The organism is Wolbachia endosymbiont (group A) of Pipizella viduata, from assembly GCF_964028555.1.
Classification (GTDB): Bacteria; Pseudomonadota; Alphaproteobacteria; order Rickettsiales; family Anaplasmataceae; genus Wolbachia.
The window spans coordinates 116,268-129,107 of sequence record NZ_OZ034787.1 but is presented as its reverse complement, the minus strand read 5'-3'; the positions used below and the strand labels follow the sequence as shown (position 1 = coordinate 129,107).

General features: G+C 32.6%; 6 protein-coding genes and 1 pseudogene. 3 read left to right on the top strand and 4 right to left on the bottom strand.

Translation table 11 applies throughout. The annotated features are described in order from the left end of the window. Positions 1–57 precede the first annotated feature (57 nt). Entirely contained in the window at positions 58–189 is a 132-nt protein-coding gene (locus ABWU50_RS00645) for a helix-turn-helix domain-containing protein (RefSeq protein WP_353275952.1), read from the bottom strand. Between the two features lie 357 nt (positions 190–546). Here ABWU50_RS00645 and ABWU50_RS00640 point away from each other — a divergent pair, with 357 nt between their 5' ends. Next, the gene (locus ABWU50_RS00640; protein WP_010962719.1) at positions 547–1,443 is read left to right on the top strand and encodes an Rpn family recombination-promoting nuclease/putative transposase; all 897 of its coding nucleotides are present in this window, start codon (positions 547–549) and stop codon (positions 1,441–1,443) included. After that, positions 1,444–1,983: a pyrimidine dimer DNA glycosylase/endonuclease V gene (locus tag ABWU50_RS00635; protein ID WP_010082266.1), complete on the top strand. Its 540-nt coding sequence runs from the start codon at positions 1,444–1,446 to the stop codon at positions 1,981–1,983. It abuts the gene before it with no gap. Positions 1,984–2,684: 701 nt separating this feature from the next. On the opposite strand, the gene ABWU50_RS00630 is transcribed toward ABWU50_RS00635, so the two are convergent. Both ABWU50_RS00630 and ABWU50_RS00625 read right to left on the bottom strand, forming a co-directional pair. Next, positions 2,685–4,898 carry a hypothetical protein gene (locus ABWU50_RS00630; RefSeq protein ID WP_353275951.1) on the bottom strand — a complete coding sequence of 738 codons (2,214 nt, stop codon included), beginning with the start codon at positions 4,896–4,898 and terminating at the stop codon, positions 2,685–2,687. Positions 4,899–5,068: 170 nt separating this feature from the next. Beyond that, on the bottom strand, positions 5,069–5,941 hold the full coding sequence (locus ABWU50_RS00625) for an IS982 family transposase (RefSeq protein WP_353275950.1): 873 nt from the start codon (positions 5,939–5,941) through the stop codon (positions 5,069–5,071). Positions 5,942–6,038: 97 nt separating this feature from the next. Here ABWU50_RS00625 and ABWU50_RS00620 point away from each other — a divergent pair. Beyond that, positions 6,039–6,902 (top strand): annotated as a pseudogene (locus ABWU50_RS00620) (IS481 family transposase); the annotation flags it as partial. A gap of 208 nt (positions 6,903–7,110) precedes the next feature. Here the strand turns inward: ABWU50_RS00620 and ABWU50_RS00615 are convergent. Further along, positions 7,111–12,837, bottom strand: a complete 5,727-nt coding sequence (locus ABWU50_RS00615; protein WP_353275949.1) for a hypothetical protein — start codon at positions 12,835–12,837, stop codon at positions 7,111–7,113. Between the last annotated feature and the right edge of the window lie 3 nt (positions 12,838–12,840).

Genomic DNA, 12,840 nt, shown 5'->3' with positions numbered 1-12,840 from the left:
GATAGCTCTGCTTCACTATTCTCATTTTCTCTTGTTTCTGGAAGCAGATCTGTAATATTAATTCTTTACTATTTCATCTAACATTTTAAGTGAAACAGCAGCTCGTCCTTGTTCATATTCGTATATCCCTTGATTTGTTATCCCCCCGATTCTATTCGCTAAATCTTCCTGAGTGTATCCTCGTCTCAACCTCCACTCTTTTATTCTTTGACCTACTTTGTACGGAATAGGAATTTTTTTCTTATCATATTCACCAATAGATAATTTGTACTCGCATTTTTTTGGGAGCCTACACCAAAGTGTTTTTGAAACTTTTTATAGCTTGTTAATTCATTTGCTGGGGTTTTAAGATCCTTTATAAGGCAGTTATAAAAAGATGATAAAACTTACATCTAAAGCCTTAAATACAATTCTCAGATGATCTCTGATATTCTTTTTTTCTTTAACATACCCAAAAGTTTGAAAAATAAGGTTTAGCGATAAAAAGGTTGAACATTTCTTCACAATTGTGTATAATTATTAATGTTTTTTACGTACTCTTAAACTATGGCTCTTTCGAAGTTTCTCGATCCCAAGAATGATATATCGTTCAAGCGCATCTTTGGTACTGAAAAAAATAAAGATATCCTTATTCACTTTCTTAATGATATTCTCGGCTTTGCTGGAACAAATGCAATACAGGATATAGAGTTTTTAAGTACTATTCAAGATCCTGATATTGCTTCTAAAAAACAAAGCATTGTTGATGTTCTTTGTAGAGATAAAAATGGGCTGCAAGTGATAGTCGAAATGCAGGTCGCTAAAACTAAGGGCTTTGAAAAACGTGCTCAATACTATGCTGCTAAAGCCTATTCAAGACAGGCTGACAAAGGCGATCAATATCATGACCTTAAGGAAATTATCTTTATTGCTATAGCAGACTGTATTTTATTTCCTGATAAGTCTGAGTATAAGTCAAAGCATACCATTCGCGATGAAGATACTAATGAACATGATCTAAAAGATTTTTACTTTATATTTATTGAGTTGCCTAAATTTCCAAAAACCAAAGAAGATCAGCTTTCAAGTATTGTTGAGAAATGGGTCTACTTCTTTAAATATGCAGATGAGACTAGTGAAGAAGAGCTGGAAAAAATAATAGGTAGTGATCTAATAATTAAAAAGGCCTATGAAGAACTAAATAGGTTCAACTGGTCAGAAAAAGAATTTATTGCCTATGAACAGGAAATAAAACGTATTCTTGATGAACAGGCTGTCCTTGCTCAAAAACTTGATGATGCTACTGCAAAAGGCATCCTCATCGGACATGAAAAAGGCAGAAAAGAGAGGGAAATTGAAGTTGCAAAGAATCTACTTAAAGCAGGAGTTTCTATTGATATCATAGCTCAAACTACTGGTCTTACAGCTAATGAAATTAAAGACTTAAGCTCTTTGGATGTTTAGATGAACATCTTTGTACTAGATGAAAACCCAGAGATTGCGGCAAAAATGTTATGTGATAAGCATATAGTAAAAATGCTATTAGAAACTGCTCAGTTACTGAGTAATGTTTTTTCAATAGCATTAAAAGTGCCAAATCCTTTAGTCAGCATCACAGACCAGAATATAGAAGTTCCATATAAACTTACTCACAAAAACCACCCTTGTTCTCTATGGGCTAGACAATCCAAAGGGAACTTTTTCTGGTTAATAAAATACGGAAGGGAGCTGTGCAAAGAGTATACTTGGCGATATAAAAGAAAACATAGATCAGAAGAAGTTATAGATTGGTGTGATAGTAATAAGAATTTGCTTGTTTTTCAATCAACCGATATAAAGCCTTTTGTACAGGCGTTACCAGATCAATATAAGTCTAGTCATTCAGTAAAAGCTTACAGAGAGTACTACCTAAAAGAAAAGATGAGGTTTGCTAAGTGGGAAAAGGGTAGAGAAGTACCGGATTGGTTGCTAAGCAGAATCGTACGTCTGAAAAGCCGCAAATAAAAAGAACGCCTTAATTAGTAGAGAGGAAGGTGCATAAAAACTAAAACATCTTCTCACTTTAACTCTTAATTAGATTTGAGGTAAATCATTAAAATCTCCACTCTTTTAACTGAGTCTGATAAAATTTAAAAACGGCAGTTTATTGAATACTTTACATGATTAAACCATAAAACTCTTCAATTTTACTGAATTGATGGTAATTTCAAGGTATTTGCTGCTCAAATTTAGATACATGCTAATTTCTCTATTATAAATACTTAAATTATAAACTATTTACTCTTTAATTTTGGTTATTAGTACTGCGATCCAGAGGTATTCCAACATCACTCACTTCAGAAGAGCAAAGTACTCTGATAATCTGGAATTTCAAAGTAAGGTCTCGATATTACTTCTTTTATAACCTAACGAAAATCTGAGTTCAGAACATAAAACCAGTCCCTTAATATAACTACTTTGCTGTTCCCTTACTATCATTTACAAAGAAGCCCTTATATTTTTCTACTAAATCTGGTCTTTTCTTCATCTATATCTCCTTCTACACCTAGAACTCTATTCGCCAATTCCCTATTCTCTAGAGAAATAAGTAATGCTCTATATCACCGTCAGAAATTAATCTGCCGCACCGAGAACTGATAGACCTTTTTATCTTTCCCATTATCTCTTTTCTTGGGGTGAGTAAAACAATATATTTTTCCACATAGTTATAAGCTGGGAACCATAAAAACAGCTTCATGATCAGCCATTTTAAAAGTTCGATCAAGTTCAATATTCCTAAGCGTTGTACTTGCCTTATATGAACAATAACATCCCAATGTAAGGAAAGTTAATGCAGTCAAAGCAAGTGAAATAGATATTCCTAAATGAGACATTGTTAAACTTGTGCCAACAGCAAATACTCCAGATAATATAAGAGAAGCAGAGGCATAAATTATTTGCTTTCTACTCTGAGCTCTTGCTTCTGAGAATTGAGATTTTACTGCTGAACTTTGTTCAGAGACTCGAGATAGGTTGCTAGTCCTTTTACTATAACCTTGTTTTACATTAACACCCACAGACTCAGTGGCAACTTTTGAATCCATCTCATCCTGGATTGATATATCAATATTTTCCGGCTGTTCATTAGCTAGAATAAGCTCATCATGCAAATTTTTTACAGAGCAAAAATGTGAGGGATCGATACTAAAGCTTTCTTCAATGCCTTCTAATCGTTTATTCTCTTCCTTTAATCGTTCTATATTTCCTCGTAATATACTATTTTCTAATAGCAATTCCTCACATTGTTTCCCTTTTGCATCTATCTCTTGTTCCAGCTTTACTAGTTTAATTTCATAGTCTTTACATAACTCAGCTTTTCCTTCCGGTATATCTGCATCCTCCACTTGTATACACGAATCTTCGGTTTCTCTTTTTGTCTTTTCCGCTCTTAACAAATACTCATAATCATCTTCTAACCCATTTATTTTTTGCATTAATCGTTGATTGTTCTCATTCAGCCCATTTATAACTTCCTGCATCTTTTCTTTTTTATTAAATAGCAATTCCTTTTCTTCTTTCGCTGTAGCAAGTTTTTCCTTAAGTTCATCATTTTCTGCTAGAAAATCTTTATTCTCTTTTTCAAGTTTATCTACTTTTTTCTCTAACTCTTGAACACTGTTATCTAAGGATTCATTCATCTTTTCCAATCCCTTCAATTTTTGTTCAAGATACATGCTTTTAGAATCACTTTGTGGTAATCTTGTACCAATATCTACGAGAATTTCTCCTACAAAATCCATAAACTTTTTGAAATGTCTCTCATGAACTATCACTTCTTCACTTAGTGTAGTATTACCCAGCTTTTCCACAATTTCTTGGATTTTTTTTAAACTATTGGATAATAGCTCCATTCGTTCAACAATTTTAGTTACTTCACTTACGTTCAATTCATCACTCAGATCTGCATTACTAGTATAATTCTCACCAGTGGTAACTAGGTTAGATGGATTGGCAGGTTTAATCGGGGTACTCGTATCAACAGAAGCTCCAAATGGCATAAACAGTGCACTTCGGCTGCTCTTAATCGATCTACCTAGTGAAGGTATATCACTATTATAAAGTGTTCTATCACCACTAGAGGCAACTTGCTCTTGTCTATAATTTGTAGAAGTTCCTGTTGGACTAGTACCATTTTTCTGATCTTCTCTACTGCTTTCATTCGTAAAGCGCTTCACTCCCATTACCCTCATAACATTCTCTCCAAGTTCTTCTCTTTCGATTATAATACGAGATTCATTTTTTTCATAGTTAATTTTGTCATATAATTGTTCACATTCTTTGTAGGATAATATTGGTTGTAGCGTCTTCTTCTTTACTTCTTCATCGTAGAAAGCTCTCAGCTTATCATTTGATAATATTGCTATAGCCTCTCTTACATCAGGATGCAATTGAGAATACCCATTTCTGCATGAATTAACACGGTTCAGTAGAAAAATCTTAACAGAGTGTTGCTTGTATTCCATAAGTTCCTCTAATGTAATCCCCATAACTTCTTCTTTTGATTTTATGTACCCTAGAGCGTTTTCAAAGTCTTGTCTGTTAGAGGTGAGAGGTTGAGCTTTTTTTAACTTTTTAATCTTACTCCATTTTGGATTTATACCATTAACTTCAACAACTGGGGCAACACTTGTAGAGTCAATCTCATTCAACACAATACCGCGATTATCTTGATCCTTCAGGAAAGCTTCTAGCTGTTTTTTAAATTCCAGTAAATTACTTAATTTACTTTCAGTAGTTTTAGACTTTGTGATTTGATCATTAACGTTCTTAGCTGCCTGGTTGTTCTTTTCATCAGTCATTATTTTCTTTTTTAATTTACCAAAGAGTTTGTCCCGTAGTTTTTTAAGTTCCTTATTATCATTACTAAATATATTGTTCATGTACAGTCCCAGAGTGTGATGGTATGATAAAATATGAGAAAAAAATACCATCAAAGGAGGAGTTATGGGACAAATATTACATGGGTGCGCCAAAACAACACAGACGATTCGTAGAGCAATACAAAATAGAAAAGAGAGCATAGCAAAACTCTCCAAACCCCAGTTACGGATTATCCAAGGCAATAAAACTTAGAAATAGAAGGCTTTTTTTGCTGCATGGAATATGAAATTAATGTTGAAAAAATATGTACCAAAAAATTTATTGGCGATCTGTGCCGAGTATGCTCAATCTCAAACTTATTTTTCAAACAACCAAAAACTGTTTCAATAATCGACCTTTTTCTCAATAAAATCTTCTCTTTTAATGACATTAGTGCATTTTTCATACCTTTTTTCACTTTAGTGATGAGTTTTAGACCTCTATCAAAGAGTTTCTCAAAGAGCTCCTTCTTGATATAACCTTTATCTCCAAACAAAAGTCCTGTCAATTTTTTAGTCAAATTTGGTACAGGTTTTCTGTCATCAACGCTGCCTTTAGTTAGCGTAATACCTTGAATTTCGCCTATTTCATTGATTACCAGATGCAATTTAAAACCAAAAAACCACCCATAGGTAGTCTTTCCTATATTTGCCAACTCTTTGAAAACTTTATTTTTTGAGATCCTTTTTGTGTGGCAAACAGCGATTGCAGTTGTATCAATATAGGAAATTTCAGTAATTTTCGCTTGCTCGCAGAACCACTGCAAAAGCATTGCTAAATACCATAAAACCCGCGATTTTAGAGCAACAAACCTATGATATGAAGGGAGTTTAGAAAACTCAGAACTGTACAATAATTTAAGATAATTCAAGTAAAAAAACTTGAAATTTTTGCACGGCGATTGGTGGTAAAGTAAGATTATAGTAAGTATTTCTGGTACAGTAATTTCAGGTATTCTTGTTGTTTTTTTGCTACTTGATAGAAGCCTTTCTGAAAACTTTTCATCAGCAACGCAACAAAAATCTTCTATAAAACAGTAAAGTTCTGTAATATCTTTCTTCATGGGTAACCTCTTCATTATTGCTAAAATACTTGAATTTACCCTATTTCACTCTTTGTTACTTCTACTTTTATCTATTTTCTAATCCATAACTGGGGTCTCCAAGCATTATAACCTTAATCCAAAAACTATTATTAAGTGGAGAAAACGTTCATTTACGAAAGATGCTGATATGGGTCCAAAGCGTCCAAGATCGACTGTTTTAACGCTAGAAGAGGAAGCTATAATAGTTACATTTCGCAAGTATACACTACTGCCACTAGATGATTGCCTTTACGCTCTGCAGTCTACAATTCCGCATTTGACTCGCTCTAGCTTGCATCGTTGTTTACAAAGACACAACATTAGCAGATTACCAACTGTTGATGGAGAAGTTAAGTCAAAAAAGAAATTCAAACAATATCCTATCGGTTACTTTCATATTGATATTGCTGAAGTTAGAACTGAGGAGGGCAAATTACATTTGTTTGTTGCTATTGATAGGACATCCAAATTTACCTATGTTGAGTTGCGTAACAGTGCTACAAAACCCATAGCTGCTGAGTTCTTACGTAATTTGATTAGAATTTTACCGTATAAAATCCATACTATTTTGACAGATAACGGTATACAATTTACAAACCAGAAGCGTCATAAGTATGCTTTCCAACATATATTTGATAGAGTTTGCGAAGAGAATGTTATTGAACATCGTTTGACAAAAGTTAGCCATCCTTGGACGAATGGGCAAGTCGAGCGTATGAATAAAACTTTAAAGGATGCTACAGTTAAGAAGTATTACTATCAATCGCACCAGCAACTTAAAGAACACCTTTATAACTTTGTTATGGCTTATAATTATGCAAAGAGACTCAAAACTCTTAAGGGTCTTACTCCTTATGAATTTATATGTTATCAGTGGACACAGTCTCCAGAATTATTTATACTAAATCCACACCATCACACTCTGGGACCATACACCTAGGTCAAGAAAAAGGTAGACTAGAAGGTATCCAAATCGTTCATGAAAAAGGCAGAGCTGAAGGTAAGCAGGAAGGTAGGGAAGAGGGCAAAAAACAGGCTAAAATAGCTGTAATTAGAAACTTACTTAAAGCCGGCTTATCTGTTGACTTGATAGCCCAATCTATTGGACTTTCTAAAGCTGAAATTTTACAACTCAAGAAAGAAATAGCTTAAAAATTTGGTGATCTTGTTAATTGATTATCTATTGTTGTATCACTTAAATAAGTTTCAGGATTATCGTCTATTACGTCATCAGTTTCTTGCACGTTTTCGCTCCAGTTTACGGTACTCTTCCGGGTTTTTCTCTTAATTTTAGAATCACCTTGTTGTAAACTACCCAAGTTTTGTTCTTGCTCCGTTTTACCGGATGAATTACTCGATGCATTAGTTACTTTGTCTCCTTTACTAATATTCTGTTTATCTAAAAAAATAGGAGAAGCTTTTTTAACTTGTTCATGTAATATATCAGATATCTTATAACGACCATTTTTGATGAGATTGTTTAAATATTTTGTTTTGTTTCCCTCTTTATCAAAACAAAGGTCATGCAATCTTTCAAAAATAGAACAAACATCAATTCCTACTCCATGTAGTATTCTAGATAAATCTTTCGGCGTAAAAAGCTTTTTCTCGGCCAAGAAGTGATTTAAATAATTTTCTTCATTAAAACAAACTTTATGAAAGTTTCTTAAAACAAAAGTGGCATTATTTCCCGACATGGATAATATATTAGATAAATCACTTGGCGTAAAACCTGCCTTACGAAAGTTACCTAAAAGCTGTGTTTCGTTTCCTTTCTCATCAAAACAAACATCATGAAAATTTTTTAAAGCAGGGCAAATATTATCTCCTGCTCCATGTAATATCTTAGATAAGTTACTCAGCGTAAAACTTTCTTTCTTGCTTAAGAAACGATTTAAGTATCTTTTTGTGTCTCCTATAAAACAAAAATCATGAAACCTCTTCAGACTCTTTTCTAGATTATTCTTTGCTCCACTCAACATACTACATAAATTACCCGGCCTAAAACCTACCTTACAGAAATCATCTAAAAGTTTTGTTCTTTTTCCTTCATCATTAAAACAGACATTATGCAATCTTTTTAAGATAGAAGAAGCACGAGCTCCTGTTCCACATAATGCAGAGGATAAGTTACTTGGCCTAAAGCCTGCTTTATAGAAATCATCTAAAAGTTTTGTTCTTTTTCCTTCATCATTAAAACAGACATTATGCAATTTTTCAAAAGCATATCTAGCTCTAGTTCCTGCTTTACTTAAAATACCGGATAAGTTACTTGGCTTAAAGCTTTTTTCTCCACCTTTTTCCTCAATACAAAAGTGCTTTAAAAGCTGTTTTCTATTTCCTTGCTCATCAAAAAAAGTATCACATAGTTCTTTAAAAGCTTTAGAAGCATTAGCTCCTGCTCCATGCAAAATACTGGATATATTAGTTAGACTCATTCCGTCTTTTTCTAAAATTTTTAAATATTGAGTTTTATTTCCTTCTTCATCAAACCACAGATCATACAAACTTTTGAAAGCTGCTGCAGCATTAACTCCTGCTCCATTCAAAATACTAGACATATTAGTTAGGTTTATCCCTTTTTCTTCTAGAGTTTTTAAGTATTGAGTTTTATTTCCTTCTTCATCAAACCACAGACCATATAAGTCTTTGAAAGCTGTTACAGCATTAGTACCTACTCCATGCAAAATACTGGATATATTAGCTAGATTTATTCCCTCTTTTTCTAGGGTTTTTAAATATTGAGTTTTATTTCCTTCTTCACCAAACCATAGGTAATATAGATTTTTAAAAGCTGTTGCAGCATTAGCTCCTGCTCCGCCTAAAATATTGGACATATTAGTTAGACTTACTCCTTCTTTGTCTAGAGTTTTTAAACATTGAGTTTTATTTCCTTCTTCATCAAGCCAAAGGTCATATAAGTCTTTGAAAGCTGTTGCAATATTAGTTCCTGATCCACCTAAAATACTGGACATATTAGTTAGATCTATTCCTTTTTCTTCCAGAATTTTCAGATGTTGAGTTTTATTTCCTTTCACGTCAAACCATAGATTATATAAGTTTTTAAAAGCTGTTGCAGCATTAGTTCCTACTCCATGCAAGATATTGGACATATTAGTTAGACTTATTCCTTCTTCTTCTAGAGTTTTCAGATATTGAGTTTTATTCCCGTCTTCATCAAACCACAGATCATATAAGCCTTTAAATGCTTTTGTAGCATTAGCTCCTACTCCATGCAAAATACTGGACATATTAGTTAGACTTATTCCTTCTTCTTCTAGAGTTTTCAGATATTGAGTTTTATTCCCGTCTTCATCAAACCACAGATCATATAAGCCTTTAAATGCTTTTGTAGCATTAGCTCCTACTCCATGCAAAATACTGGACATATTAGTTAGATCTATTCCTTCCTCTTCTAGAGTTTTTAGATATTGAGTTTTATTCCCATCTTCATCAAACCACAGATCATATAAGCCTTTAAATGCTGTTGCAGCATTAGCCCCAGCCCCACTTAAAATACTGGACATATTAGTTAAATTTATTTTTTCTTCTCCTAGAGTTTTTAAATATTGAGTTTTATTCCCATCTTCATCAAACCACAGATCATACAAGCCTTTAAATGCTGTTGCAGCATTAGCCCCAGCCCCACTTAAAATACTGGACATATTAGTTAAATTTATTTTTTCTTCTCCTAGAGTTTTTAAATATTGAGTTTCATTCCCATCTTTATCAAACCATAGATCATGTAAGTCTTTAAATGCCGTAGAAGCTTTAGCTCTTGCTCCACTTAAAATACTAGACGTGCTAGCCAAATTTACTCCTTTTCTTTCTAGAGTTTTTAAATATTGAGTTTTATTTCCTTCTTCATCAAACCACAGATCATATAAGTCTTTAAACGCTGTGGGAGCTTTACCTCTTGCTCTATTCAAAATACTAGATATATTAGCTAGATTTATTCCCTCTTTTTCTAGGGTTTTTAAATATTGAGTTTTGTTTCCCTCTTTGTCAAACCATAGACCATATAAGCCTTTAAATGCTGTAGGAGCTTTACCTCTCGCTCCGCCTAAGATACTGGACACATTAGTTAAGCTTATTCCTTCTTTTTTCATGACTTTCAGATATTTTTTTCCTTCTCCTTTAATTAAAAAACTTAAGAACTGATTAAATGCAGGTGTTCCTTTTTTACCAACCAAACTTTTAGCAAATTTAATTTCTTCATCAATGTTTTTATTTTGAATTTTCTGATAACTAGATCTATTATTTTTTATATCTTCCAAAAGCTTTTCCATTATTCCTTTCGTAATAGGGTCAAATTCATGAGATTCTGACCAACGTAACGCTACTTCATGTAATTTCTCGTAATTATATGGAATATCAGACTTACCTATCTCATTTCTAATAACACTATTCAAATTTCCCCTATTAGGTTGGTTAACTGCAAGTATTAGTTTATCTAAAAATTTCTCTTTTATTTCTATTTCATTCTCATCAGAGAGTCTTCCTTTGTCTTCTTCTTTATGCAAAGAAGGTGGAAGCTTTAATAGACTTAAAAGTTTCTCTCTTGTTGTTCCTTCTTGCACAAATTGATAAAGACCATTCCCATTTATACACGAATAATTTCTTAAAATTTTATATCTTTTTTCTCGAATATCTATACTATCAAATTTTAAAGGATAAGAATCTTTAGATTGCCCTTTTTTTAATTTTTTTTCTTCTGTAAGGTCTAGATCTGCATCAGTATAGATAATAAAATATTTTATATCCTTATCATTTTCTAATTTTTCAATGAAAAGAGTAAAACATTTATTAATAGAAAACGTATTCTTTCTTTCCTGTCTTTTGGAGGGAAATAACTGATCATAACCAATATTACTATCTGCATTATGAGCTTTTACATAAGTAACTCTATCTTTATAATTAATAGTAATATTATTAGATGTATCACGGCTTTTTTCCTCAAAACTCATGGAAAGCATGTTTTTATTCAAGAACATTTCATGCAAGAAGAGTATTAATAAATTGAATTCATATATAACTCCAGATATATAATTCTTAAGTTTTTTATCCTTTTCTGGAGCTGTTAAATCACACAATATTCTTTCTTGTAATGCTATATAATCGTCTTGAACTTTACTATTTTTTTTTATTTCGTTTTTAACGATGTTGCTCAGTTCTTCTCTATTAGGCTGATTAACTGCAAGTACTAATTTATCCAAAAATGCTTCTTTTGTTTCTTTTTCAAACTCTTGAGAAAGTTTTCTCCCTTTTATTGCTTTTCGCATAGCAGGAGAAAATTCTAATTGTCCTAAAAGTTCTTCTCTTGTTGCCTCATCCTGCAAAAATTGATAAAAACCACTCCCTTGCGTATTATCATTTGTAAACAAAAAGTCTTTTAAAATGTCACATTCCTCTGTATTTATGCTATCAAATTTAAAAGGATAAAAATTTCTCAACTGTCCTTTTTTTAATTCCTTTTTTTCTGTAAGATCCAAGCCTGAATTAGTATAGACAATAAGATATTCTACATTATTTGATAAACTACCTGATTTAGAGATTAGATGTTTAACAAAACTACCAAAGTAACTATTAATAGAAGAACTTCGTCTTTCTTTAGTAAATAATTTAGCATAGCTAATATCATTATCTATACAATATTCGTCTACATTTTCAATTCGTATATGAATAGACTTCTTTTCGTAACGAAGAACAATATTACTAAACATATCAATTTCAGAATCTTCAAACGCTAATGACAATGAAGGATATTTATGTTCATACGTAGACTTTCTAAGTGAGCAAAGCACTGATAAGTCTAATCGATACATAAGCCCTATCAAATGATGAGGAATGTATTGCTTAGTTTGACAAGTATTATCTAATTCATTCTGTTTAGGTTCATCTTGTAAATCACTAGGGAATTCTGAATCTTCATTACTAGTAACATTGACATCCATGCGCACCCTTTTTGGTGCTTTATTATCTTTGTCTGTGACAGAACGTCCACGTTTTTTACTCGTTTTATGATTTTCCTTACTTGGACTTCTTGAGCAACCACTTTGTTTGTATGTGGGGTTTTCAATATCTTGTAATGGTGTAGAAATGTAAGATTGAGAAATATTGTTTGAATTTGAACCTACCACATTACCGTAAGCTTCCTCTCTAGAAACTTTTATGCTTCTCCTTATATCTTTTTCAATATTACTAAGAAGTGGTACAAAATGGTTCCTGTAATTCACTATGTAAATAATATTATTACCTGTACCTACCTTACCTTTAGTAACATATAATCCATCTATCTCTTTATCTCTCAATTCTATAGTCCTAACTTTCACGCCATACTTTTCGCATATCATTTTTCCTTCAATTTTAGGTCTTCCCCATATAGCGTTTTCCAACTTTAGAATTTTTATTTCTGAATCAGAGCTTGTATTTTCAATGTCTTCTGCAGTAAATTCAATACGCGGAATATATTCACAAAGTTTTTCACCTTCTCCTTTTAAAGCACTACCCAGCCATGAACCTTTTTTTGATTGACTAACTTGTTGTGCATATTGCTTACAATTTTCCCGCAAAGACTTTACACTAAATCCTTTACTACCTGCAATCAGACCTTTATCCTTTAGCTCGTTCAATCCTTGAGCTATGGAATCAAAGAAACAATCCCCTTCACCTATAGCAGCTCCTATCTTAAAGCCCTCAGGCAATTTCTTCCTTAGTGTCTCTAAAAGTTGATTAAGCTTCTTTTTTTCCTCTTCATTCTTTGCATTTTTTATCCCATTGAAAATGGAAATAGGTTCTCTAGTAACAAAATCTGACTTTTCTAGAGTGCTCTTACTATTAGGTGATTTACCGGACTCTTTATTCCCTGCTAACATATT